The organism is Pseudomonas sp. LBUM1661, assembly GCF_059695925.1.
Genome location: NZ_CP166794.1, coordinates 1,197,851 through 1,223,892, shown reverse-complemented (window position 1 = coordinate 1,223,892; position 26,042 = coordinate 1,197,851). Strand labels below are relative to the sequence as shown.

General features: G+C 59.3%; 14 protein-coding genes. 4 read left to right on the top strand and 10 right to left on the bottom strand.

What is annotated here, in order from left to right; all coding sequences use genetic code 11:
- Position 1: 1 nt before the first annotated feature.
- Both ACA057_RS05490 and ACA057_RS05485 read right to left on the bottom strand, forming a co-directional pair.
- A complete protein-coding gene (locus tag ACA057_RS05490; RefSeq protein WP_497346552.1) occupies positions 2–943 on the bottom strand; it encodes a glycosyltransferase family 2 protein in 942 nt (313 codons plus the stop codon).
- Positions 940–1,314, bottom strand: coding sequence for a GtrA family protein (locus ACA057_RS05485; RefSeq protein ID WP_497346550.1), 375 nt, complete (start codon positions 1,312–1,314; stop codon positions 940–942). Before ACA057_RS05485 ends, ACA057_RS05490 begins: the two co-directional genes overlap by 4 nt.
- Before the next feature lie 256 nt (positions 1,315–1,570).
- Between ACA057_RS05485 and ACA057_RS05480 the strand changes: the two genes are divergently transcribed.
- On the top strand, positions 1,571–2,704 hold the full coding sequence (locus tag ACA057_RS05480) for an OpgC family protein (RefSeq protein ID WP_497346548.1): 1,134 nt from the start codon (positions 1,571–1,573) through the stop codon (positions 2,702–2,704).
- Positions 2,705–2,768: 64 nt separating this feature from the next.
- On the opposite strand, the gene ACA057_RS05475 is transcribed toward ACA057_RS05480, so the two are convergent.
- Complete coding sequence (locus ACA057_RS05475; protein WP_497346546.1) at positions 2,769–4,190, bottom strand: amino acid permease; 1,422 nt, start codon at positions 4,188–4,190, stop codon at positions 2,769–2,771.
- 1,160 nt (positions 4,191–5,350) lie between these two features.
- On the opposite strand from ACA057_RS05475, the gene ACA057_RS05470 reads away from it, so the two are divergent.
- The 3 genes from ACA057_RS05470 (at position 5,351) to ACA057_RS05460 (ending at position 18,341) form a co-directional block, all read left to right on the top strand.
- Entirely contained in the window at positions 5,351–8,467 is a 3,117-nt protein-coding gene (locus ACA057_RS05470) for a transglycosylase domain-containing protein (RefSeq protein WP_497346544.1), read from the top strand.
- A gap of 369 nt (positions 8,468–8,836) precedes the next feature.
- On the top strand, positions 8,837–13,504 hold the full coding sequence (locus ACA057_RS05465) for a dermonecrotic toxin domain-containing protein (RefSeq protein WP_497346542.1): 4,668 nt from the start codon (positions 8,837–8,839) through the stop codon (positions 13,502–13,504).
- A 160-nt stretch (positions 13,505–13,664) separates the two neighbouring features.
- Positions 13,665–18,341 carry a dermonecrotic toxin domain-containing protein gene (locus ACA057_RS05460; protein ID WP_497346540.1) on the top strand — a complete coding sequence of 1,559 codons (4,677 nt, stop codon included), beginning with the start codon at positions 13,665–13,667 and terminating at the stop codon, positions 18,339–18,341.
- Between the two features lie 52 nt (positions 18,342–18,393).
- Here the strand turns inward: ACA057_RS05460 and ACA057_RS05455 are convergent, their stop codons facing one another.
- From ACA057_RS05455 to ACA057_RS05425, 7 genes are all read right to left on the bottom strand, one after another.
- Positions 18,394–19,635 carry a hypothetical protein gene (locus ACA057_RS05455; RefSeq protein ID WP_497346538.1) on the bottom strand — a complete coding sequence of 414 codons (1,242 nt, stop codon included), beginning with the start codon at positions 19,633–19,635 and terminating at the stop codon, positions 18,394–18,396.
- Between the two features lie 110 nt (positions 19,636–19,745).
- A complete protein-coding gene (locus tag ACA057_RS05450) occupies positions 19,746–21,083 on the bottom strand; it encodes a hypothetical protein (protein ID WP_497346536.1) in 1,338 nt (445 codons plus the stop codon).
- Positions 21,084–21,128: 45 nt separating this feature from the next.
- Entirely contained in the window at positions 21,129–21,623 is a 495-nt protein-coding gene (locus tag ACA057_RS05445) for a CS1 type fimbrial major subunit (protein WP_497346534.1), read from the bottom strand.
- A 65-nt stretch (positions 21,624–21,688) separates the two neighbouring features.
- Positions 21,689–22,432, bottom strand: coding sequence for a molecular chaperone (locus ACA057_RS05440; protein WP_497346532.1), 744 nt, complete (start codon positions 22,430–22,432; stop codon positions 21,689–21,691).
- 59 nt (positions 22,433–22,491) lie between these two features.
- Positions 22,492–22,893 (bottom strand): hypothetical protein, encoded by a 402-nt coding sequence (locus ACA057_RS05435; protein WP_497346530.1) that lies wholly within the window; start codon positions 22,891–22,893, stop codon positions 22,492–22,494.
- Positions 22,894–25,416, bottom strand: a complete 2,523-nt coding sequence (locus ACA057_RS05430; protein WP_497346528.1) for a CS1-pili formation C-terminal domain-containing protein — start codon at positions 25,414–25,416, stop codon at positions 22,894–22,896.
- A gap of 111 nt (positions 25,417–25,527) precedes the next feature.
- Positions 25,528–26,004 carry a CS1 type fimbrial major subunit gene (locus ACA057_RS05425; protein ID WP_497346526.1) on the bottom strand — a complete coding sequence of 159 codons (477 nt, stop codon included), beginning with the start codon at positions 26,002–26,004 and terminating at the stop codon, positions 25,528–25,530.
- Between the last annotated feature and the right edge of the window lie 38 nt (positions 26,005–26,042).

Genomic DNA, 26,042 nt, shown 5'->3' with positions numbered 1-26,042 from the left:
GCTAAAGACCGCGCCGGTCTTTGCCGCCGACGATGTCTTTGACCACGTAGCGCGGTCGATGCTTGGCCTCGATGTAGATGCGGCCGACGTACTCACCGAGGATGCCGATGCCGATCAGTTGTACGCCGCCGAGAAACAGAATGGCGGTCATCAACGACGGATAACCGGGCACGCTGTTGCCGAAGAAAATCTTGTCCAGCACCATGTACACCGCGTAGAGCACCGCGAAGATCGAAATCCCGCCACCGATGTACGTCCACAACCGCAACGGCACCGTGCTGAACGAGGTCACGCCTTCCAGCGCCAGGTTCCACAGCTTCCAGCCGTTGAACTTGCTGGATCCCGCCACCCGCCTGGCACGTTCGTACTCCACCACCACCGTGTTGAACCCGGCCCACGACAGCACGCCCTTCATGAACAACTGATGCTCGGGCAGTGCGCGAATCACGTCGACCACCTTGCGGTCCATAAGCCGAAAATCGCCGACGTTCTCTTCGATGCGGGTGTACGCAATACGGTTCAGCAAGTGGTAGAACATCGCCGCGCTGTAGCGTTTCAAATAGCTGTCGGCGGTCCGGTCGCGGCGCTTGGCGAGCACCACGTCGGCGCCTTTCTGCCATTCTTCAATCAAGCGCGGGATCACGCTGATCGGATCCTGCAGGTCCACGTCCATGGGGATCACCGCATCGCCGGTGGCATACTCCAGGCCGGCGAACAGCGCCGGTTCCTTGCCGAAGTTACGTGAGAAGTTAATCAGCATGACCTGTTCATCGGCCTGCGCCAGGGCTTTGACCTGCTCAGCCGTGCGGTCGGAACTGCCATCGTTGATGAACACGATCTCGACCTCACCGTTTTCAAGCTTCAACTCACGCCGCACCGCCAGATAAAACAGGCTGATCGCCTGTTCTTCATTGAATACTGGAACGATCAACGAGACTTTCATGTGTCACGCTCGCGAAACACCACGTACTTTGAAAACAGGAAGCCCAACACCAGGCTCGACGCCGAAAATATAGCCACTGTCAGCAGACCGTGCAGTCGCCATACGTCTCCTGCATGGCCGACGCCGAGGCTCAACGCGCCCATGGCCGCGAGAAACAGCAGATAACCGCCGACCGAGGCCTTGGCGTCGAAGGTGTACAACGCGTTCATGTAGAAGGAAAACGAGGCGGCCACGCAGAAGGCGGCCAGGTTGCTGAGTGCCTGACTGCAACCAGCCGCGACGCTGAGCAGGAAAAAGATTTGCCAGTGAATCAGCGTGTTGGCGACCCCGATCACGGTGTAGCTGGAAAACCCTTTCCACATGAGTCGCATGGTGACCCTCCTGCTCCGAGCGTGGCACGAACCCGTCATAAGGCTTTGAACCTGTCTACTGTCAGAAATCACAGGTCTGATGGCCTTTCAGACCAGCGGTTAACGCGCAATGCGATGCCATGAGACATCCCGTAATATCCAGACTTTGCAATTGCCGGCGAATCACGCCACCCTGCGCGCCGCCCGATGCACGGCGCGCACTCACCGGCGCCTTCGGCTACTCCTTATTTCAACACCCGTTCACGAGCCCGCCGTCATGACGTTTGAGCGCGATCACCGGATCGATTTTTTCCGGGGCCTGGCATTGATCTTCATCTTCTGGGATCACGTGCCCCACAACCCGTTGGGTCAAATCACCTTGCGTAACTTCGGCTTCAGCGACGCTGCCGAAATCTTCGTGTTCCTGGCCGGTTATGCGGCCGTCCTGGCCTACGGCAAAATCCTCGCCCGCGACGGTTTTCTGATCGCCTGCATCAAAATCCTGCGGCGCGCGTGGGTGCTCTACGTGGTGCATATTTTCCTGCTGGCGATGCTGATGGGCATTGTGTTCTTCGCCAACAGCCACGTGGAAACCCGCGACCTGGTCGAAGAAATGGGCATGCATCACTTCATCAGCGAACCCCAGCAGGCCTTGATCGATGAGCTCCTGCTGCGCTTCAAGCCGAACCTGATGGACCCGTTGCCGCTGTACATTTTGTTGCTGGCGGGCCTGCCGCTGGTGCTGCCGCTGCTGGTGCGCAAGGCCTGGGTGGTGGTGGTCATGTCGTTGGCGGTGTACCTGATGGTGCCGCTGTTTGGCTGGAACCTGGCCGCCATCAAGGACGGCGTGTGGTACTTCAACCCCGTCGCCTGGCAGCTGCTGTTTGTACTCGGCGGCGCGGCGGCAATTCACGGCACCCGGCCACGCTTGTCCGACACTCGCCCGCTGGCGCGCCAGCCGTTGTTTGTGAGCGCGGCGGTGTACGTGGTGGTCGCTGGGGTGATTACCGTGGCATGGCGCTGGCCGCCGATTCATGACGCCTTGATGCCCGCCAGCCTGAGCAACCTGTTGTACCCGATCAGCAAGACCGACCTGTCGCCGGTGCGCCTGGTGCATTTCCTGGCACTGGCTTACGTCACCGCGAAACTGCTTCCAGACACCGGATGGACGCAGAACTGGCTGGCGCAGCAATGCTGCCGCATGGGACGTTTTTCCCTGGAGATCTTCTGCCTCGGGGTGCTGCTGGCGCCGCTGGCGGACATGCTCAACGCGCTGACCGACGATGCCTTCGCGATGCAGATTTTCACGGCGTTGCTGGGGGCCGGGTTGATGGCGTTGCTGGGCGCGTGGCTGGAGTTCAACAAGCGGTTGACCGCACCGGTTCGAGTCGCCAGCGCCTTGCCGCAGTAAAGCGTGCCTCAACAAAAAGCCCCGATCATCACGACCGGGGCTTTTGCGTTTCAGGCGTTACGACTTACGAAGCCGAACGCACCGCACCTTGCGACACATTGGTCGGTTGCAGCTTGAACACGTAGAACAACACTGTCAGCAGCACCAGAAACGCCGGGCCGACATACAGCGCCACGCGGGTGTCCGGGAAGTACGCCATCAGGCCGACCACCAGCACCAGGAATGCCAGCGCCAGGTACGAACTGACCGGGTACAGCCACATTTTGTATTTCAGGCCGGCACGTTCGCTGGCGCTCAGGCCTTGGCGGAACTTGAGTTGGGCCAGCAGGATCATCACCCAGGTCCAGATCGCGCCGAAGGTGGCAATTGCGGTCACCCAGACGAAGACTTTTTCCGGCACCAGGTAGTTGAGCAGTACGCCCAGCAGCAAGGCGCCGATCGACAGCAGCAAGGCGCGACGCGGCACACCGTTGCTCGAAGTTGTGGCGAAGCCGGCCGGGGCCTGGCCGTTCTGCGCCAGGCTGTAGAGCATGCGCCCGGTGCTGAAGATGCCGCCGTTGCAGGACGACAGCGCGGCGGTAATCACCACGAAGTTGATGATGCCGGCGGCGGTCTTGATGCCCAGACGCTCGAACGTCATGACGAACGGACTGCCTTGGGTGCCGATTTCGTTCCACGGGTAGATCGACAGGATCACGAACAACGCGCCGACGTAGAACAGCAGAATCCGCCAGAACACCGAGCCGATCGCATTAGGAATGGTTTTCTGCGGGTTCTTCGCTTCACCGGCGGTCAGGCCGATCATCTCGACGCCGAGGTAGGCGAACATGACCATTTGCAGCGACATCAACACGCCTTGCACGCCGTTGGGCATGAAGCCGCCGTGAGCCCACAGGTTGGAAACGCCCAGCGCCACACCGTCGTTGCCAAAACCGAAGGCGATCACACCGATGCCGCCGATCACCATGGCAATGATGGTGACGATTTTGATCAGGGCGAACCAGAATTCGAATTCACCGAAGGCCTTCACGGCGATCAGGTTGATGGTGCCCATGCTGATCAAGGCCGACAGTGCCCAGATCCAGCGCGGCACGTCGGGGAACCAGACGCCCATGTACACCGCCACCGCAGTGATTTCCGCCACGCAGGTCACCAGCCACAGGAACCAGTAGTTCCAGCCGGTCAGGAAGCCCGCCAAGGGGCCGAGGTAGTCTTGCGCGTAACGGCTGAAGGAGCCGGCGACCGGGTTGTGCACGGCCATTTCGCCGAGGGCGCGCATGATCACCAGGATCGCCAGACCGCCGATGATGTAGGACAGCATGATGGCCGGGCCGGCCATTTCGATGGCCTTGGCCGATCCAAGGAACAGGCCGACGCCGATACAGGCACCGAGTGCCATCAAGCGAATATGCCGTTCGCCGAGTTCGCGTTTGAGCGGGCCGCCTTGAGCGGTTTCGCCTTGGGGCAGGTGGTTGCCAACTGGCATAGGGGTACAACCTCGTCTTGTTATTGGGTATGACCACCGAGTCAATGAATCGCAGGCGGGTAAGCCGGCGCTTCCTGATACCGGGCTGCCTTGTGGGCAAACCCGTCTTGTAGGACAAAACCTGCAAGATCAGCGGGGCGTGCAGTATAAAAAGCTGGCGACAGAGATTTTCACTCTATAAACCACAAAATTCAGTCGTTAATCTCGGTAAAGCGGGGGTTTGCAGAGATAGATTGTCTGGGATTTGTAGGATTTGTCGCTGTTTGAAGCGCTGGGGAGTATTGCACGGCTTTGGTGCATCGTCATGATTCTGTGTGGGGTCTTTAGTACTGTGTAGGGCTCTGGGTCGGTTGTTTCAGGCTTTCTTTGTACATATCCATTGCTGCGGTAACGGCTGATATTGGTTCCGCCCTTACGGCGGGTCACTTTCGAAAATCCGGAAGCCGGCCCAGTCGAAAGTAACCAAAGCGCTTCTGCCCCTTTCGTTCGGTGCCTCGCTAAGGCTCGGCATGCCCTCGCTCCGGTCCTGCTCCGTGGGCCCGCCGCCATCGGCCATCCATGGCCGGGGGCGGCTAACCCGGCATCCATGCCGGGTTGCCCACTGCGCAGAACCTCCACTCGGCCTCTCGATGGGGCGGTGCGTCAAAATCAAAAGCACGGCGGCCTGCAGGCCGGCCTGATTTCTACACACGCATTCCCCAGTTACCTGATCGCGATGCTGTTGATCTTGCCGTTGCTTTGCTTTGCTTTGGCTTCAGATCTGCCGCCCCTTTCCCAGAGGCCGAACGCAGGCGTTGCGTAGGGGGTACCGCGGCAAGGATGCCGCGGTAGCCGCCCCCGGCCATGGATGGCCGATGGCGGCGGGCCCCCGGAGCAATGCCGGAGTGAGGGCATGCCGAGCCTTAGCGAGGCACCGAATGGAGGGGCAAAGCCTTTTGGTTCCTTTTTGGCGTTTGAAAAAGGGACTCGCTGTAAGAGCGAAACCGCCAGCAGCCGTTACCGCAGAAACGGATATGTACACGATCAAAAAACAACCATTACCGAAAAACGGATAGGTACCCGAATCCCAACTTTGGATCCTCACAATTTTTTCACCATCGCCATCCACCGTCTAAGCTTCAGACAAGTCCGATCAATCTGCGTGAATGGATCAATCGACTATGGGCGCTTTATGGCAAACCGATTCGAGTAAAACCGTGGTTCCGACTGAACGTGTGGATGAAGCGCCTTTACCTGAAAAAACCCTTCGCACCAAGCACGGCTGGAAGGCGTTCTGGTTATTGCTGCTGATTATTCTGATTGTCCTGGGCCTGGCCGCTGCCAAGGAAATGCGCACCTCGAAATTTCAAGCCCGGGAAGTCAGCAAATATGCCGAGTCCCTGAGTTACGACATGCAACCCGGCCCCAGCGACGCGATTCGCTACCCCGGTGCAGGGCCGTTCGATCTGCGACTGGGCTACAGCTCCCTGGATGAATTCCTGCCACGGCTGCTCAAGCGTGATTACGTCATTTCATCGCAAACACGCTTTTCCCCGGCGCTGATGAACTACAGCGACAAGGGTTTTTTCGTGCCCTATGCCGAGAAAATCCAGGCCGGGTTATTGATCACCGATTGCCGCGCGGCACCGCTGTACCAGTACAAATACCCACAACAGCTCTATTCCAGCTTTGCAGCGATCCCGCCGGTGGTGGTCAACAGCTTGCTGTTCATCGAAAACCGCTTCCTGCTCGATCCGCGTCAGCCGCTGGCCAACCCTGCGGTGGATTGGCCACGGTTCGGCATGGCCGCCTGGTCCCAGGTCGCCAAGCTGATGCACCTGCCCGGCCAGTCGGCGGGCGGCAGCACCCTGGCCACGCAACTTGAGAAGTACCGGCATTCGCCCGATGGCTTGACGGTGTCGGGAGGGGAAAAAATACGCCAGATGATTTCCGCCAGCGTGCGGGCTTATCAGGCTGGGCCGCAAACCCTTGAAGCGCGGCAGAACGTGGTTCGCGACTACCTCAACAGCGTGCCGCTGTCAGCCGTACCGGGTCACGGTGAAGTGCATGGCATGGCCGAAGGCCTGCGCGTCTGGTACGGCGCCGACTTCAACAAGGCCAACGAACGGCTGGCCAGCACCGCGACCGATCCGAAAAGCATGGCCGAAAAAGGCCTGGCCCTGCGTGAAATGCTCTCATTGATGATTGCCCAGCGCCGCCCTTCGCATTACCTGACCAAGGGTCACGACGAACTGGCCGACCTCACCGACAGCCACATTCGCCTGCTGGCGCAGAACGGCGTGATCGATGCGCCCCTGGCGGCAGCGGCGTTGGCCAGCAAAGTGACCTATCGCGACTGGCAAACCCAGCCAACCATCCAGCCGATCGAAACCAACAAGGGCATCAGTGTGGCGCGCAGCCGTTTGGGCGGCTTGCTCAACCGTCCACTGTACGACCTCGACCGCCTCGACCTCTCGGCCACCAGCACCCTGCAAGGCGAGTTGCAAACCAAGGCCACCGAATACCTCAAGCACCTGGCCGACCCGGCGTTTGCGGCGGAAATCGGCCTGATCGGCGAACGCCTGCTCACCCCCACCAGTACCACGCAAGTGCGCTACAGCTTCACGCTGTTCGAACTGACTCCGGACGGCTCGCGGGTGCGGGTGCAGACCGACAGCACCGATCAGCCATTCGATATCAACGAAGGCAGCAAACTGGAACTGGGCTCCACCGCCAAAATGCGCGTGCTGACCACCTACTTGCAGATCATTGCCGAACTGCATGACAAATACGCCGCGATGACCGTCCCGGAACTGAAAAAAGTCGACGTTCCGGATCAGGACCGTCTGAGCCGCTGGGCCGTCGATTACCTGATCCAGAACAAGGATCGCGACCTGCGGACGATGCTGGGGGCCGCCCTGGACCGCAAATATTCCGCCAGCCCCGGCGAGGCTTTTTTCACCGGTGGCGGGCTGCACACGTTCCATAACTTTCGCAACGAAGACAACGGCCGCTTGCCGACCCTGCGCGATGCAATCCGAGAGTCGATCAACCTGCCGTTCATTCGGCTGATGCGTGACCTGGTGCGCTACACCACCTATTCCGGTCCCAACAACAGTGCCGAACTGCTCAAGGACGACCGCGACCCAAGGCGTCAGGAATACCTGGCCTCGTTCGCCGACCGCGAAGGCACATCGTTCCTGCTGAAGTTCTGGAAAAAGTACAAAAACAAGGACACCCAGGCGCGGCTTGAGACCTTCCTCGACAGCATGCGCCCGACGCCGATTCGCATGGCTGCGGTACACCGCTATTTGCTGCCACAGGCCAGCCAGGAAAGCTTCAACAGCTTCGTGCGTTCGCACCTCAAAGGCGCCAAGCTCACCGAAAAACTCACCGACGAACGTCTGGAACGTCTCTACGAGAATTACCGGCCAGGCATGTATGACCTGCCGGACCAAGGCTTCATCGCCAAGGTCCATCCACTTGATTTGTGGTTGATGGGCTACCTGCTGAACAACCCCGACGCCAAGTTCAGCCAGATCGTCAAAGCCAGTCAGTTCGAACGCCAGGAGGTGTATAGCTGGCTGTTCAAGAGCAAACACAAGGGCGCCCGCGACAGCCGTATTCGCACCATGCTGGAGATCGAGGCGTTCCTCGACATTCATCAGCGCTGGCAGAAAGTCGGCTATCCGTTCGACCATCTGGTGCCCTCGCTGGCCACCGCCATCGGCAGCTCCGGCGACCGTCCTGCGGCGCTGGCGGAGTTGATCGGCACGATTCTCAACGATGGTGTGCGCATGCCGACACTGCGCATCGACAGCTTGCACTTTGCGGCAAACACGCCGTATGAAACCCAACTGGTCAATGACCCGGATGTCGGCAAGCGGGTCATGCCATCCGAAGTGGCCTCGGCGATGCGCGAAGCCCTCTCCCAGGTGGTGGATGCCGGTACGGCCAAACGCGTGTCCGGCAGTTTCAAAACAGCCGACGGCACCCCGCTGGCCATGGGCGGCAAGACCGGCACCGGTGACAACCGCATCGAAGCCATCGGTTCCGGCGGGCGGATTCTCAGCTCCAAATCGATCAACCGCACGGCCACCTTCGTGTTCTACATCGGCGATACCCACTTCGGCACCCTGACCGCGTTCGTGCCGGGGCGCTCGGCGGAGAACTTCAAGTTCACCTCGGCGCTGCCGGTGCAAGTGCTCAAGGGCATGGCGCCGATTCTGTCGCCGTATCTGCAACCGGGCACGCACACCATGTGCGAGCAGCCCGTCGTAGCAACGGCTGAACACTAAACGGCGCCGCTACACCTCCCATCGCCGTCACACGTTCCCTGTAGCAGCTGGCGAAGCCTGCGTTCGGCTGCGCAGCAGTCGTAAAATCAGACGATGCGGTACCTCAGACCCACGTGCACTCAGGGTTTACGACTGCTGCGCAGCCGAACGCAGCCTCGCAGCTCGACAGCTGCTACAGAACCGAACGCAGGCTTCGCCAGCGGCTACATATTGCGTTTGCCTTGGCGGTAATTATGTATTTTTCACTCTTTGATTTTGCGGGGTTCGACGCGAGAACAAGCACCGTTTCAAGCAGGTTTTTGAGCTTTTTTTGGGCAAGCCGCTTACCTAGTCTGGTCGCTCCACTCTTGATCAATGGACGATCAAACGATGTACAAAATACCCCAGACACTGGATCGGTCAGATCAGGCGCCTTCCGCCGATCCCGATAACAGTGTTCACTATGAGTTGGTCAAAAAGGCCATTCCTGCCTGGCTGCTGAACACCTCACCTGCGCGCGTCGAAGCCCTGAAAACCGTCAAAGTGACGTTGCCCGACTGGCACAGAAATGCGTCGACCGAGGCCCACCAAAACCTGAAACATGAAATGGAGTTGGCCTGGAACGCGCAGAACCACGTCGATAAGGCGCTGAGCAATCTGCAAGACGTTGCCGCCTACGCCAAACCCTTGTTGCAACAAGCCTTGAAAGATCGCTTAGGTGTAGAGGATGACGTCGAGCAAACCTGGCTGCGCTTGTACGCACCGGTGAATTCGTCTTGGTGGGTGCACGACTTCGGATCAGGCACTCGCAGCCGTACCATCTCCTTGCTCGATGCCGCGCTGCATAACTTTTCCAGCGGCGAGACCTTCACCGACGACTCTGAATTCATTACGCGCCCCAATGCCCTTGGTCATTTCACAACAAAACACCTGAAGCAAAAAATCAGCATCGGGCAGTTCAAGTCCCTTTGTCGCGAATTGGACATCGGTGCCCGATACGAACAGCATCTGAACGAGTTTTTTCTGTCGGCAAACCCTGTGGCAAGCAGCGTCCTGCGCCACAAAGTCACCCTCAGCCAGAAGCACGCACTCACCGTCGCGGCCCACATGGCCCTGATGAAAAAAGACATCGACCAGGATGCCTTTGACCTGGTACGGGGGATGCTCGACGACCATGAGATTCAGCGATGGAACGGTCAACGCATCGCCTATTACAACCTGGCGATGATGGACGCAGCGCTCACCGGCATTGTCGTGATCACTGCCGAAACACTTGCCAACGGCGAACCTGCTCCCCTGCTCGCCTATGTCCCCCACGACCCGCAACACCCGCTCAAGCAATACCCGTCGTCGCTGGAGTTCATGACTGAACTGACACGGCAGTTACGCGATACCTCATCCCCCGAAATTTATCAGCAGTTCTTCAGCCAGTTCGTCGACCATCAGCAACGCGGGCATTTTTTTGCCGGGTTGAATGACCGCTTGAGCAAAGTGCAATGGCAGCCGGCCGCGCCGGGATCAAACCTGCCCAGCTGGCGCGAAACGCCTGTGGATAACCCCAATCTGCAATTTGGCCTGACGAAGATTCAGGATGATCGCGCGACCCGCTTCACCGGCGATCTGTGGGAATACTTCTACCGCCAGAAGCTGAACAAGATTCTCAACGATGCCCGGGAAATCGCGATTTCCACCGAGTACGCCGACCGCATGGCCCGCTGGGCCTGGTGGGACAACCTGGAAAAAATGCTCTCGGACATTCTCAACGTTGCGTTGCTGGTGGCGACGCCGTTGCTGCCCGGCCTGGGCGAGTTGATGCTGGCCTACACCGCGTATCAACTGACCGACGAAGTGGTCGAGGGCCTTGTCGATCTGGCCGAAGGCCGCGTGGCCGAGGCCGGCGAGCAGGCTATCGGGGTACTGGAAAGTGTTGTACAGCTGGGCGCGTTCGCCGCAGGAACGATGATTGGCAACGTGGCACGAGCGAAACTCTCGCCGTTTTTCGAAGGCCTGAAACCGGTGCAATTGCCTGATGACCAGACGCGCCTGTGGAACCCTGACCTCACCCCTTATCAGCAATCGGACTTGGCGCTGCCGACGGAAATCCGGCCGGATCAGTTAGGCATCCATCAGCATCAAGGCCAGCAAATCGTGCGGCTCGACGACCAACTCTTCAACGTGGCAGAAGATCCCGCCACCGGGCAATACCGCATCCAGCATCCGCAGCGAGACGACGCCTACGCACCGACCCTGCGGCACAACGGCCAAGGCGCGTGGATCAGCGAAACGGAGAACCCGCGGGAGTGGGAAGGCCCGGCACTGATGCGCCGACTGGGTCACGCCACTGACGAATTCAGCAATGAGCAACTGGAACAGATTCGCCAGATCAGCGGCATCCCGGAAGCGGCGCTGCGCCGGATGCACATGGACAACGCCCCGCCGCCACCATTGCTGATCGATAGCCTGCAACGCCTCGGATCGGCCGCGCCTGCGGTTGCCGAGTTACCCGCCGAGATGTCCTCGCTGTTCAGCGAATTTCCCGAGTTGCCTGACACGGTAGCGCAAAGAATCCTGGCCAACGCCAGCGCCGAGGAGCGCCAGCAGATCGAGCAGCACAACCGCCTGCCATTGCGCCTGCAAAGCCAGGCGCGGGAACTGCAATTCGAGACGCAATCGGTCCGCGCCACCCAGGGCCTGTACCACGATGCCTTGAGCAATATCGACACCGAACGACTGGTACTGGGCACCTTGCGCATTAACAGCGACCTGTTCGGCGACCTGCGCATTGAAGTTCGTGAGGGCACCTTTGACGGTGAACTGCGGTGCAGCGCCGGGCCCGAAAATGCAGCGAGAGTCCGGGTTCTGATTCGCGACGAGGCAGGGAAATATCAGGTGCGCGATGGCACTGACCAGCCGATCCATGCAGCGGATGTTTTTTTTGAAGCTTTGCTTCAGGCCACCGAAAAGAATGGACAGTTCGCGCTGGGCTATAGGCCAGGAGACGCCGCAGATTTCAGGCAATGGGTCATGGCTAAAACTGCTGCGCCCAACGAACGTCGCACAATCCTTGCCACACCGCCCATCCGCGCCCTGCCCGTGCATGAGACCGTCTTGCTGCTGCGCGGCGCCTGTAACAGCAGGGCTGGCGAAACCCTGCACGAGCGCATCCTGAACCTGCACTCGGACTTCAGTGACAACGAGGTCGATGCCTTCGCCGATGCGTTGATCGCTCAAGGCCAGCCGCTGCTCGCCATCGAGCAACGAGAAAATGATTTCGCCGAGTTGGTCGACATCCTGACGCGCTGGAAAAAACAGCACGAAAAAAGCGCCTACAACGCGTTTCGCGATAACGGCGGCCTGCATATCGCCTCAGCCCTCGGCAAAGGCTTCGAGCGAGCGAACACTGGCCTGGGCGGTCGTACCGACCCGAACAGCTACGCGTTGGACCTGTCCATACAGGGACCGTCACTGGACCTGGAAACCTGGTGGTCGAAACGCCCGCAGGGGCTGCAGAAATTCCTCGATAAAATCACCCTTTTGAAACTCGACAATATTCGTTTTTCCAGCGAGTCGAACGGATTACTCAAAGCCTTCCCGAACCTTCGTGAACTCAGTGCCAGAGGCTGCGACCTCACGAGCCTGCCGAAAAGCATCGGGGCCATGCCGCGTCTGGAGCGGCTGCAACTGAGTGACAACAGGATCGTGCTGGACGCAAACGCCGTCGAACAATTCAAGCACCTGACCTACCTGGAAATACTCAGACTCGACGGCAATTCATTTACGCAGTTGCCGGACATTGGTCGCATGCCGAGGCTGAAAGTCGTGTCGGTAAAAAACACCGGGCTGACCACATGGCCCGAAGGCACATTGGCCAAACCCAGACCTCGCGGCTTCCTGCTGGACCTGCGGGATAACCCGATCAGCGTGATTCCCGAAGTCGTTCCCGGCTCACCGAAAGCCTGGGTCGTGGCGCGTACCCGACTGGATGTCGGTAGCCTGTCGGAAGCGAACCAGCTGCACTTTCAGGACATCCGTCGCGCACTGGCACTGCCGCCGGAGCCCAGCATGACCTCCAACAATCGGGCAGCCGTAGACATCCTCGTGACCCGCCCGGAGTTCTGGACCGATGTGCCCGGTTGGGGATCGAAGCGAACCGTCTACTGGCCGGAACTGAGCGACGACCCCAGGTCCCAGCGGTTCCTGGAAGTGCTGACTGAAACCAAAAGATCTGCCGATTTCCGCGCCGGTGGTCCGGCCCGCGAGCTACTGCTGCATCGCACCGTGCGCATGCTCGACGCCGTGTACATCGATACCGAGTTGCGGGAAAAGCTCTTCACCATGGCGATTTCCCCGGTCAATTGTGCGGACGCCGGGGCGCAACTGTTCAACAACATGGGCATTCAGGTGCTCGCTTCAGAAGCGTATTCATACTCCACCGATCCCGCGCAGCTGGAACAGCGGTTGGTCAGCCTGGCCAAAGCCGCAGCACGGCTGGAGCAGGTCAACGAGATTGCCCACGCCGATGTCGCCAACCGCCGAGGCACCACTGACGATGTCGAAGTCTATCTGGCCTACCAGACCGGCCTGGCCCATCGCTTGAACTTGCCTTGGCAATCGGAAGGCATGTTGTACAGGCTGACGTCCGGCGTCACCGACCGCATGATCGATCAAGCGTACGACACGGTATTGGCCTTGGGCGAAGGCGACGGCCTGGTCGACAAAATGCTCGAACAGCAGTTTTGGCAGGACTATCTGGAAGAAACCTATCCGATACAAACCAACACCAACAAACAACAGTACGAGAGCAAATCCGACGCACTGGACACCCTGCGATCCACCCAGCGTGAATGGCTCCAATCCTCGTCGGACCTGCAACGAGCTGACCGGCGCAACCAGCTCATGGCGCTCATGAACGATCTACCGGTGCCGGAGTCGGTGGTCTTTACCGATGAGCCGATCAGCGACGAGAAGTACTACGCGATGTTCGTCGACCTTGCTGACGGCGAAAAAGAACTGTTCAGACAGTTGACCCGCAAGGCGCTGAAAAAAGCCGGGCAATAAAGGAAATCTGTAGGAGCGAGCTCGCTCGCGATGGACGCTAACGATAACGCGTGTTTGTTGGATAAACGCGTTGCCCTCAGGTCTATCGTCGGAACGCCGCCCGGAGCAAGCACGCCCCTACAAGGTCAGCGGACTCACACCCATCACGGACGATCAAGCAATGCCAGGTTCCCCTGCAAATCTTCAAACATCGAGTCAGGATTCATCGGCCTCAGCCCCGGAAAGTGTCCATTACGAATTGATCAAAAGGGCGATACCGCCGTGGTTGGCGAATTCTTCCGCGCAAAGAATCAGCGCCTTGAAAAACGCCAGGTTACAGATTCCCGATTGGTATAAAACTGCTACGTCGGCGGACCACCGACGCTTGAAGAATGACCTCAAACTCAACTGGACCGCACAGAACAACGTGGATCAGGCGCTGAGCGATCTTCAGGATGTTTACGCCTTCGTCAAACCCTTGCTGCAACAAAAGTTGAAAGAGCGCTTCGGTGTCGAAGACGACGTCGAGCAAACCTGGCTGCGCCTGTATGCCCCCGTGAAAACCTCGTGGTGGGTGCATGACTTTTCCGCAGGAACGACCAGTCGAACGGTGTCGTTGCTGGAGGCTGCGCTGCATAACTTTTCGCGCGATGAGGCATTCAGCCAGGACTCGGAATTCATCACCCGCCCCGACGCCCGCGGGCATTTCGGGGTTAAACAGCTCAAGCACAAACTGAGCATCGATCAGTTCAAGACACTGTGCCGCGAACTGGACATTGGCGCCCGATACGAACAGCACCTGAATGAATTTTTACTGCCGACCAACACCGTCGCCAGCAACGTCCTGCGCCACAAAGTCACCCTCAGCCAGAAGAGTGCACTGAATGTCGCGGCGCGAATGGCGCTGATGAACAACGACATCGACCAGGACGCATACGACGTCGTGCAGGGCATGCTCGATGACCGCAGAAACCTGCAATGGCAGGGGCAACCTGTCGGCTATTACAACCTGTCGATGATGGATGCCTCGCTGACCGGTGTGGTCCTGCTCGCCCCCGACGTATTCACTGCCAGTGCCACCGCTGCGGTGATTGCGTACGTCCCCCATGACCCGCAGCACCCGCTCAAACAATACGCATCACCGCTGGAATTCATGGCCGAACTGACGCGGCAGTTGCGGGACACATCCTCCACCGAAAGCTACCAGCAGTTCTTCAGCCAATTCGTCGATCATCAGCAGCGCGGGCATTTCTTTGCCGAGTTGAATGAGCGTCTGAGCAAAATCAAATGGCAGCCAACCACGGCGGGATCGAACCTGCCGAGTTGGCGTGAAACACCTGTGGATAACCCCAACCTGCAATTCACGTTGACGAAGGTGCAGGACGATCGCCAGACCCGCTTCAACAACGATCTGTGGGGCTATTTCTACCGCCAGAAACTCAACAAGATCCTCAACGATGCCCGTGAGATCGCGATTTCCACCGCCTACGCCGACCGCATGGCGCGTTGGGCCTGGTGGGATAACCTGGAAAAAATACTCTCGGACATACTCAACGTCGCATTGCTGGTGGCGACACCGTTGGTGCCAGGCCTCGGCACGTTGATGTTGGCCTACACGGCGTATCAACTGACCGACGAAGTGGTCGAGGGTCTCGTCGATCTGGCCGAAGGCCGCTTGGCCGAGGCGGGCGAGCAGACCATCAGCGTGCTGGAAAGTGTCGTGCAGCTGGGCGCGTTCGCTGCGGGAGCGGCGATTGGCAATATCGCACGGGCCAAACTCTCACCATTTTTCGAAGGCCTGAAACCGGTGAACCTGGCTAATGGGCAGGCCCGTTTGTGGAACCCCGATCTGGCACCGTATGAGCTGAACGCATCAGCCTTGCCGACAGACGCGAAACCCGATGCACTGGGCATTTACCAGCATCAGGAACAACGCATCCTGCGATTGGACAATCAACACTTCGAAGTGCGAGAAGACCCGTCCACCGGGCAGCACCGCATCCGGCATCCGCAAAGACCCGAAGCCTATTCGCCAACCCTGCGGCATAACGGCCAAGGCGCGTGGGTCAGCGAAACGGAAAACCCGCGCGAGTGGCAAAGCCCGACCTTGATGCGACGCCTCGGTCACACCACCGATGCCTTCAGCGACGAGCAGCTGGAACAGATTCGCCAGATCAGCGGCACCGACGAAGCCGCGCTGCGCCGGATGCACATGGACAGCGCACCGCTGCCGCCGTTGTTGACCGATACCTTGCAACGGCTCGGATCACCCGTGTCCCCGATTACCCCGCTACCCGCCGACATGTCCTCGCTGTTCAGCGAGTTTGCGGAATTGCCTGATACGGTGGCGCAAAAAATTCTCGCCAACGCCAGCGCTAAAGAGCGCCAGCAGATCGAACAGAAAAAACGTCTGCCGCTGCGCCTGAAAAGCCAGGCGCGGGAACTGCAATTCGAGACGCAATCGGTGCGCGCGGCCCACGGTTTGTACGATGACGCCTTGAGCAACATCGACACCGAACGCCTGGTGCTGGGCACCTTGCGCATCAACAGCGACACCTTCGGCGACCTGCGTATTGAAATTCGTGAGGGGACCTTCGAGGGTGAGGTGCGGTGTAGCGCGGGGCCTGAAAATGCAACGCGAGTCCGGGTTTTGATTCATGGCGACGCGGGGAAATATGAGGTACGCGATGGGGCGGATAAACCAATCCATGCTGCGGAGGGCTTCTTCGAAGCCCTGCTCTACGCCACCGAACGCAATGGCCATAACGCACTGGGCTACAAGCCGGGGGACGCCGAGTTGTTCAGGCAGTGGGTCATGGTCAAGCTTGAGCCCACTGGCGAACGTCGGACGATTCTCGCCACACCGCCGATCCGTGCCGTGCCCGAGCACCAGACGGTTTTACTGGTGCGCGGCGCGTTCACCAGCAAAGACGGCGAAACCCTGCAAGAGCGCATCCTGGACCTGCATCCGGACTTCAGCGACAACGAGGTCGACGCCTTCGCCAATGCCTTGATTGCCAAAGGCGAGCCGATGAAAGCCATCGAGCAACGAGAAAACGAACTTGATGAACTGCGCGGCATTCTCAATCGCTGGGACTACCAGCAAGAAACCTCATGGGGCCCCGGCAGCAATGACTATCGTGATGGCGGCGGTCTCCATATCGCCGAGCGACTCCTGGAAAGCTTCGAGCGAAAAAAAACCGACATCGGCAGCCGCACCGACCCAGACAGCTATTCGCTGGACCTCTCCAGAGAAATGCTCCCACTGAACCTGCAAACCTGGTGGGCAAAGCGCCCAGCGGAGCTGCAAAAATTCCTCGATAAAATCACCGTCCTGAAACTAGACAACACGCGGTTTTCCAGCGAGTCGAACGGACTGCTCAAAGCGTTCCCGAGCCTTCGCCAACTGAGCGCCAGAGACTGCGAGCTGACGAGCCTGCCGAAAAACATCGGCTCACTGCACCGACTGGAACGGCTGCAATTAAGCGATAACTTGATCGTGCTGGACGCGAGCGCCGTCGAACAACTCAAGCACCTGACCTACCTGGAAATCCTCAGGCTCGACGGCAACCCGCTGGCGTTGCTGCCAGACATCAGCCGCATGCCCAGGCTGAAAGTGGTCGCGATGAAAAAAACCGGACTGACGACATGGCCGCAAGGCACGCTGGCCAAAACCAGACCACGCGGTTTCCTGCTGGACCTGCGGGAAAATCCGATCAGCCTGATTCCCGAAGTCGTTCCTGGGTCACCACAAGCCTGGGTCGTGGCGCGGACGCGGCTGGATGTCGGTAGCCTGACGGAGCCGAACCAGCTTCGGTACCAGGAAATCCGCCGCTCGCTGAAGCTGCCGCCAGAGCCCATCGTGGCGTCCACCAGCCCGATCAACGTGGTCATCAACGCCACCAACCCGAACAACTGGGCCGACGTGCCCGGTTGGGGAATAGAACGGGCGACACACTGGCTTGAACTGACCGACGACCCGCAATCCCATCGGTTCCTGACCGTGGTCCACGACACAAGAAGTTCTGCCGACTATCGCCTCGGTGGAGAGCCCCGCCGGCAGTTGATGCAACGCGTGGTGCGCATGCTCGACGCGGTTTACATCGACACCGCCCTGCGCGAAAAGCTCTACACCATGGCCATCGCGCCGGTCGATTGTGCCGACGCCGGGGCGCAGTTGTTCAACAACATGGGCGTTCAGGTGCTGGCTTCCGAGGCCTGGTCGTACTCCACGGACCCGGTGGAGCTGGAGCAGAAACTGGTAACCCTGGCCAAAGGCGCCGCGCGGCTGGAGCACGTCAACGAGATTGCCCGCGCCGATATTGCCAGTCGCGGCGGCGACCCGGACGATGTCGAAGTCTATCTGGCTTACCAGACGGGCCTGGCCGATCGCTTGAAACTGCCTTGGCAATCCGAAGGCATGCTGTACCGGCCGGTGTCCGGTGTCACTGACGCCATGATCGATCAGGCGTACGACACGGTTCTGGCTTTGGGCGAAGGTGATGGCCTGGTCAGCAAGATGCTTGAGCAAGCGTTTTGGGAGGACTATCTGCGAGAAAAATACCCGGGGCAGATCGAAGCGAACAAACGCCAGTATCAGCACAAATCCGAGGTGCTTGAGACCCTGCGCGCCACTCAGCTCGAATGGGTCGAATCCACATCGGACCGTCAGCGAGCCCAATTGCGCAGTCACCTCAATGAACTCATGAACGATCTGCCGGTGCCCGCGACGGTGGTCTTCGCCGATGAACCGATCAGCGAGGCGATCTTTGACAGGTTGCTCGTCGACTTGGGTGACGAGGAGAAAGAGTTGTCGAGACGCTTGACCCGTGAAGCCTTGAAGCGAGCCGGTCAATAACCCCGGCTGATGCAGCTGACGGCACAAATGCCGTCACGCTGCATCAGCCCCCTCACACTTCGGAATCCCAGATCACCACGATATTGCCGCGATAACTGCCTCCTTCACCGGACTTCACGATCTCGTCCACCCAAAAAGGCGACATTTCAAAGTGCAGGGTGCCGGGCGCCCGATCGACGTAGAACCCCGGTTGAAACACCAGACGCTCCTGACCCAGATGGATGCGTATTGGCTGGCGATTGACCGGCTGCCCGTTGAGGTCCGTCAGGCCATTGGGCAGGCTGACGCTCACCTGCACCACGGCGGTACGTTGCGACACCGGGTCGCGGATCGCGCAATTGAACAGTTGAACGAATTCGCACTCCAGGCTCATCTTGAAGCGCGACGACGCCGAGATATTGAACGTCTGGTCACGAAACAATCGCACCGGCTTGCGCCCCGCTTGCAGCCAGCTCTGCCAGCCGCCGGCCGGTACCAGCTGGACCTTGTCACCCCCAGGGGGAATATCGACCTTGAGGGTGTGCTGCACGTCGAGGTTGAAGTTCAGGGTCAAGGTTGAACTGGTCGGCACCATGACATCGCCAAAATCGAAATCTCCGTTGGGACCGACGGTGTACGTCAGCGAGCCCAGGTAATGCCCCGACGTCATGGCCAAGGGGTCAGGCGTTTCAAGTTCATAGGCAAAGTCGAGGTGCTTGAAACGCAGCCACGGCACATTGAACTTGGCTTGTTTTGCACACACGGCCTCTGATGGGGTTTTCCAGAAAAAACCATAGTTGCGAGTGTCGTACCAGCCAACCCCGCTATAGAGGCAAGGTGCAGGACTATTGACCCAACTTCCCCCCCCCCACAGATTGTTGTGCGCGGCACGATAATCCGCGGCGCCGCCTACGAGTTGCATGACATCCTCGGTTTCATAGGTAGAGCCGATACCGACAATCCGCACCCTCACCGTCTGCGGTTGCTGGGTCACTTCATGGACGACCGTCAGCACCTGCCATTGAGCGGGCACCTTCAGCATGGCGCCCTGACGCACAGACGCGTGATTGGCCACAATTGCCGACCTGGAATCGAATTGAATCGGCACCTGCAGACTGAACATCTGATTGACCCTGCACTGCTCCGGATAGTGAGCGCAATAACCACTGGCCGGCGTGGTGTTCAAGAACCTGTTCACTTGCGGACGGGCCGGATCGGGTTTGAACAACGCAGTGATTTCCACCTGCTCGGCTCCGGCTGGGGCGGCCAGCATCCAGGCCATCAAAGCGCCCCATAACCAACGTATGACGATCATCTATACCGCTCTCCAATAACCCTGTTCATTCCGGGAAAGACCGATTCAAGGTGCCGTAGCACTGTGGATGTTGAACACACCGCTGGCTCGACTCATCGATGCGCAGCCCATCAGATTTCCGAATCCCAGATGATAAAGACGCTCCCGGAATACGTGCCTGCAACACCGGGTTGCAGCATGAATTCCATGTTCTGTGGCTCGATCTCGAAATGCAGAATCCCCGGTGCTCGGTCCACAAAGAAACCGGGCTGAAACTGTTGCGCATTTTCCGGGCCCGGCAACAACCGCTGGCGCCTGACCGGTTGACCGGAAGGATCGGTCAAGCCGTTCGGCAAGCTGACGCTGACGTTCATCCTGACTCGACGGTTCGCCGCGTGGTTCACAATCACGCAATCGGTCTGATCGATGCTGACTCCGCATCTCAACTGCATCTTGAATCGCGTTGAGGCCGAGATATTGAAGGTCTGGTCACGGAGCAAGCGCACCGGCCGGCGTCCGGCCTGCAGCCAGCTTTGCCAGCCACCCGCCGGAACCAACTGGACTTTATCGCCACCGGGAGGAATGTCGACTTTAAAGGTGTGTTTGACATCGAGGGTAAAGTTGATCGTCAAGCTGTCATCGTCCGGCAGCATGAGATCCCCCATATCAAAATCGCGACCCGGCCCTACTCCGTAGGTGTAGCTGCCCAAGTACGTCCCCCTGGACATTTTCAGCGGCTCGGGCGTGCGAAGCTCGTAGCCGATCTGAAACGAGTCATAGCGCAGACTTTCGATCCGATATGCCGCCGTTGGCGCGCAGGCGCCGCCGGGCGCGGTCAACCAAAAGAACGATCGCCAGGTAGGCTCGACAAAGCTGCCTCCGGTGTAGGCGCAGGGCGCCACGGGGAACGTCCAGTTATACCCACCCCAGAGCATTTGATGCGCGAGCGGATTACTCGCTGGAGCGCCTTGACCAATGACGTTTTGAACGGTATCGGGCAGATAATACCGGGCACCAATCGAGGCGATACGCACCTCCACGGTCGACTGTTCCCCAGTCTCCAGATGCGTCACCTGTAGCGATTTCCACTCCGTCGGGACCTTGAACATTGCGCCCTTACGGATATCGTCATGCCCGGCTTCGATCGGGCGAGTGGAGTTGAATTCGATCGGAACCAAAATAGTGAAGAGGGACAACTCCTCACAAAATGTCGGGTAGACCGCGCAATGCCCACTAAAAGGCGTTGTATTGGTGAATTCGTTTCGCATCGGGTTGCCAGGATCAGGCGTAAATGATGCCGTAACCTCTATGGAGGCGGCCTCTGCCCGCACCGAAAACACCAGAGACAGCAGTGCCGCGACGGAATGCAACGACAGCCGGCGAAACCCATTGCAGACCTGTACGTTCAAACGCCCGGCGGCAAGTAGCCAAACCATAAAAGCACCGCATAACCCACGTGAGACGTTCATCTATACCTTTCTCCAATAACCCTGTTCATTCCGGGAAGGACCGGTTCAAGGTGCCGCGGCACTGAAGATCAGTTGCACGCTGCCGTAGTACCGACCTGGCTTGTACCCGCCTGCGGGCACTTTCGGCTGGATCTGCAGGGGAAAGCGCCCGCCCGCGACAGCCTGGGCGCGCGTCAGCACTTCACGGGGTTGCGGGTCATGGCTCAGTTCCTTGCCGTTGAAGCTGACGAGCAAGTCAATGTTCTGCTCGTCACGCCCGTTGGACAGATAGGGCTCGCTGTCCAACCGCGCATTGATGGCGCTGCTGTCATGCTTGACGTCGAAGTTCTTGCGCAGCCCCTCCAACGTCTTGGTGTTGATGTTCCAGGGCAATGTCTGCTCGAGATGAATCCAGTTCGACTCGGCCGGTATCACGTAAAAACCCAGGGTCGGAATATCCACCGACACTTCGAAGCGGTGCTCCTCCCGTGCGCCGAATGCCGGGGAACTCATCAGTGCCGTGACGCCTGTCCACAAGGCGATGGCCGATAACTTGATCATTTTTCAGGTACCTGTTGCGTCAGAAAAAGCGGCGAGCAACGGTGGCCACTCGCGTGTGCCGGTCGTTACTGGCTGGCAATGCGCAGGGTCTTTTTCGAAGTGCCTTCCACCAGGTTGAAGCGGTATTCACGTCCGGGCTTCTTGTCGAACGCGAACTCCTTTCCCGCGCGGATGTGATGCTTGGTGGTGGGTTCGCACTCGTTTTCCTGTTTGATCGAGCAGTTGCGAAATTCGTCGACGACCACCGATGTATTGCCGTTGTTGCGGATGCGATAGGTGCTGGCGCCGTTCTCGATCACGCTGTCATAGCGGCTATCCTTTGGCCTGACGAAGAACACCGTGCCGAACCCGGTCATCACGTTGACGCCGGCCGACAGGTTGTTTTTGTAGTCCTCGCGCTCTTCGCTGGACACGGCGAATTCGTCTTCCTTTTCTGGCACGACCGGGATGAAGCGCACCCGGAAATATCGCTCGGTGTCCCGCGCGCCCATGAACAACAGCCGCGTGCCCTGCATGCCGTTGGCCGGAACGATCAGGCGTGCCGGACTGGCCATCAGCCCGTCGCGCGAGGTCGCACCCGGCTCGCTTATGACCGGTACTTCACTGGGCGTGCCCTCGGCGTCGTAGACGATTTCCAGGATGTTGACCTTGACGAACGCCGTGCTGTCGCCGCTGTTGAACACCCGCTTGAGGTAGGTGCTTTTGTCACCGTCCAGATAGTCGTACACCGTGCCGACGTTGATCTGCGGCCCCGCCTGCACACCTGCACAAAACCCAATCAAACCCATTACTGGCAACAGACGTTTCATAACCTTGAACCCCACAACATTGAACACACCGCTGGCTCGAATCATCGATGCGCAGCCCATCAGATTTCCGAATCCCAGATCACAATGACAACGCCGGCGATACGCACCTCGAGCCTTTGCGTTTCCCCGGTCTGCGTGTTCGTCACGTTGAGTCCACTCCAACCCGACGGAACCTTGAACATGGCGCTGTTACGTGGGGATGCATTGGGCTGCATGACCCTGACGGAATTGACACGCACCGGCAGGCGGAAGCTGAAGATGTTGTGGTCCTCGCACTGATCGGCATGAGCCGCGCAATAGCCGCTGGAGGGGGTCTTGTTGACGAACTTGTCGCTTTGCGGATTGTTCGGATCAGGCGTGAACAACGCCCTGATTTCCCGGGAGGCGGCCTGGACCGCGGGCGCCAGGAACAGCGCCAGCAAGCACAGCCACTGCGGCAGATACGTCTTGCGATTCACCATTCAGCCTGCCTCCTGTCGATTCACTGAGGCATCCGCCAAGGTATCCGGCGAACAGCGCAGATCCCCGATCATCAACACGTTGTTTTCACTGCGGTGCTTGTCGGTATCGAGGCGGAACTGACACAGCAACTGGTCGGCGTAACGCACTTGCAGCGTCGGCGACCCCGCGTGCATTTCCATCGAGAAGAACCCGTCGACTTCACTCACGCCACGGCTGGCGTGGTTGATCACGTGGTGGCCCTTGAGCGGCCGCCCTTGCGGGTCGACCAGGCGACCGAGCACGGTCAGGGTTTTCATTACGTAGACCTTGCGATATTCGACGCCGCCCTTGTTCAGGTGATAGCGGGTGCGGGACGGCTCGATGCTGGCCGCCGGGGCGTCGTTGCCTTCGAAGTCGAAGCTCACCGAGCTGTTTTTGTAAGCCGTGAGCGGAATGAAATTGCGCCCCGGCCGTAGCGCCGCGCTGCCGCCACTGAGATCGTCGGCACGCAGTGCGATGCCATCGATATCGGACTCGACATCGACGATCATCCCGGCGACGCGGCCTTGATGCTGGCTGGTCAGCGCCACGCGCTGACCACCGACGACCACCGTGCTGTCCAGGTTCAAGCCACCGGTGAAATTGCCGTTGAACGATGAACGCTGGATAAACCCGTCGCCGTTGATCGCACCGGTACGGAAGTTCGCCAGGCTCGACAGACCAACGCCGTAGGTGTCGGTCAGCGCGGTCACCGAAACGCTCTGCAACACATGGTCTTTCAGGTCTTTGCGATAACCGAGCGATGCATTGGTGTCGCGGCTGCCATCACGCGCGGTGCGGCTGCCGATGCTGCCGGAAATCTGCTGGCCGGGACCGCCGAGCGCCATGTTGATGCTCAGGTCGACGCCGCGATTGCGCGCATCGCCGCTGCTGTAACTGCCCGGCCGATCGAACAGCGACAGCCGCCAGTTGGCATCGCTGCCCAGCACCGTCGTGCGTTGCGTCCAGCCCAGGTCCACGCCGACGCCTTCGACGTTACCCTCGCTGTGGGAGACCCGCGCATTGAGCGAGCTCTTGCGGCTGATCCGGTGGTTCAGCGCCAGCGATGAATTGCTGGTCTCGCCGGTGAACACATTGCGTTGGCGCACGCGGGTGCCGTCGGGCAGGGTGTCGTAGGTGTTAGTCGTGTCCAGCCAGCTGCGGTTGTGGCTGACCACCACGCTGCCCGAGCCATAGTTATAGAGCGCTTGCAGATCGGCGCCGGTGCCGTGGTCTTTGGTCTGGTACAGGTTGGCGTAGAAGTTGACGCTGTCGGCCAGGCTCCAGTCGATGGAGCTGCCGTACTGCAACGTGTCGCGAACCTGACGCGCCGAGAGCCCGAGAATCACCCGCGGATGCAGCAGGTAGTTGATCGCAGCGCCCGCCGTTGTGTCACCACTGTCTTGTTGATCCCAATTGCTCAGCAGTTTGCTTTCTTGCCCGGCGAACAGGTTGTAGCGCCAGCGCTCCTCAAAGTTGCGCCAGTTGCTCGGCTTGTAGATCAGTTCCTGGGTGGTCGAGGTGGTCTGGCCGTCTTCGATCAGGCGCACTTCCACTTCGTAGATACCGCCGGGCAATGGACGGGTATCGAGGGTTTGCAAACCGGCTGGCACCGATTGGGTGTTGATCAGCAAACCATCGCGATAGATCTCCACCGAGGCTTGGCGATTGGCGGTGACGTAAACCGGATAAACGCTGGGTTTCGGACTGTCGATCGCCAGGCTGTCGGAACTGCCGTACATCACGCCCACGGCGGTGTCGGGGCTGGTGCCGAACGAACGCGGCTGACGGGTCAGGCCTTCGGAATTGGGGGTGAAGTAACCCAGGCGGAAAAAACTGCCTTGCAGTTCGCGCTGGGTGTAAAGCTCGTGTACGGCGTGATAGGTCTTGGTGTCCGGCCCGCCAAGGCGTGCCAGTTGCATGTTGAAGGTCTGGCTCCAGTTGCCCAGGCTGCCGCTGGCTTCCAGGCCAAAACGTCCGCCCAGGTCCTGGTCCTGGCCGCCGTTGAGGTTGAGCTGGTTGCGCACCATCAGGCCGCTGCTGCCACCTTCGGGCTGGTCGTAGAACCGCTTGGCTTCGCTGTCGCGTTCGGCATTTTCGGTGACGATCGACAGCAACGAGTTTTCCAGGTTGTAGTGAACCGCCAACATCTGTTCCGGGCATTGACCGGCGCAACCACCCAGCGCCGCGCCGGGTTTCAGAACGCCGGCCCAGGTCTCGCGTTCGCTGGCACTGAAACGGCTGTCACTGGTGTCGGTGAATTCGAGCAAAGTGACCCGGTCATCGCGGGACAACACAATCATCGCCTCGCCGAGGGGTTGTTGATCGAGCTCGACCCGAACCGCCAGCGGCACATCGAAAAAGTGCTCTTCGAACTCCGCCGGCAAGCCTTTGGCCTGGGCCAGCAAACTTCGAGGCGTGTTATCAACAGAAGTGGGCGCCGCAAATGCACTGCTACATAACAGCAACGCAAGCGCTGCCGCGATGGGCGTCATCGGGAACATGAACAAGTACTCTGATTACAAGAAAGTCAAAGCCCGGCCGGCAAACCGAAACAGCTTGCCGACCGGTTACGCTACTTGAATAAGTAAACGTTTTGCCGTCGCAGATGTTGCTTAGACGGAAGGTTCAACAACCAGCATGACGACGCCAGTGTAATCACCGGCATCAGGCTTGGCGCCAGTCGCGCTGATTTTGAACGGTGCGCGATAGCGGACGTTGGACTCAGCTTCGCCAACGACTTCCTGCGAAGTGGTCGTCAGCGTTTTGCCGTTGAGCTCGACTTTCAAGTCGATGGTCTTGTTCCCGGCAATCAGCTTCGGCAAGCCTTCCAGGCGGGCGTGAACCTTGCCGGCGGTGTGCAGAACGTCGAAGTGCCCGTCGACAGTGCGCATGGTGCCGGTAGACGGGTTGTAGCTCATGTCCTGATCCTTGTTGACCAGGTCCGCATCGACTGGCACCGCGAAGAAATCGTCAGACGGCACGTGGGCAACAATGCTGATGGAGTGCTTGGCTTCGGTGGCCGCAAACGCCATCGAGGAACTCAGTGCCAGAAGAGCCAGAGGAGCAGCAAACGCGATTTTCTTGAACATCTTTCAGTACCTGTCTTTTCAATAAAAAGGGTCTAAGT

Excerpts from the sequence above, each read along its gene's own strand:
- ACA057_RS05490 (WP_497346552.1), bottom strand. The coding sequence starts at position 943 with ATGAAAGTCTCGTTGATCGTTCCAGTATTCAATGAAGAACAGGCGATC.
- ACA057_RS05485 (WP_497346550.1), bottom strand. The coding sequence starts at position 1,314 with ATGCGACTCATGTGGAAAGGGTTTTCCAGCTACACCGTGATCGGGGTC.
- ACA057_RS05480 (WP_497346548.1), top strand. The coding sequence starts at position 1,571 with ATGACGTTTGAGCGCGATCACCGGATCGATTTTTTCCGGGGCCTGGCA.
- ACA057_RS05475 (WP_497346546.1), bottom strand. The coding sequence starts at position 4,190 with ATGCCAGTTGGCAACCACCTGCCCCAAGGCGAAACCGCTCAAGGCGGC.
- ACA057_RS05470 (WP_497346544.1), top strand. The coding sequence starts at position 5,351 with ATGGGCGCTTTATGGCAAACCGATTCGAGTAAAACCGTGGTTCCGACT.
- ACA057_RS05465 (WP_497346542.1), top strand. The coding sequence starts at position 8,837 with ATGTACAAAATACCCCAGACACTGGATCGGTCAGATCAGGCGCCTTCC.
- ACA057_RS05460 (WP_497346540.1), top strand. The coding sequence starts at position 13,665 with ATGCCAGGTTCCCCTGCAAATCTTCAAACATCGAGTCAGGATTCATCG.
- ACA057_RS05455 (WP_497346538.1), bottom strand. The coding sequence starts at position 19,635 with ATGATCGTCATACGTTGGTTATGGGGCGCTTTGATGGCCTGGATGCTG.
- ACA057_RS05450 (WP_497346536.1), bottom strand. The coding sequence starts at position 21,083 with ATGAACGTCTCACGTGGGTTATGCGGTGCTTTTATGGTTTGGCTACTT.
- ACA057_RS05445 (WP_497346534.1), bottom strand. The coding sequence starts at position 21,623 with ATGATCAAGTTATCGGCCATCGCCTTGTGGACAGGCGTCACGGCACTG.
- ACA057_RS05440 (WP_497346532.1), bottom strand. The coding sequence starts at position 22,432 with ATGAAACGTCTGTTGCCAGTAATGGGTTTGATTGGGTTTTGTGCAGGT.
- ACA057_RS05435 (WP_497346530.1), bottom strand. The coding sequence starts at position 22,893 with ATGGTGAATCGCAAGACGTATCTGCCGCAGTGGCTGTGCTTGCTGGCG.
- ACA057_RS05430 (WP_497346528.1), bottom strand. The coding sequence starts at position 25,416 with ATGTTCCCGATGACGCCCATCGCGGCAGCGCTTGCGTTGCTGTTATGT.
- ACA057_RS05425 (WP_497346526.1), bottom strand. The coding sequence starts at position 26,004 with ATGTTCAAGAAAATCGCGTTTGCTGCTCCTCTGGCTCTTCTGGCACTG.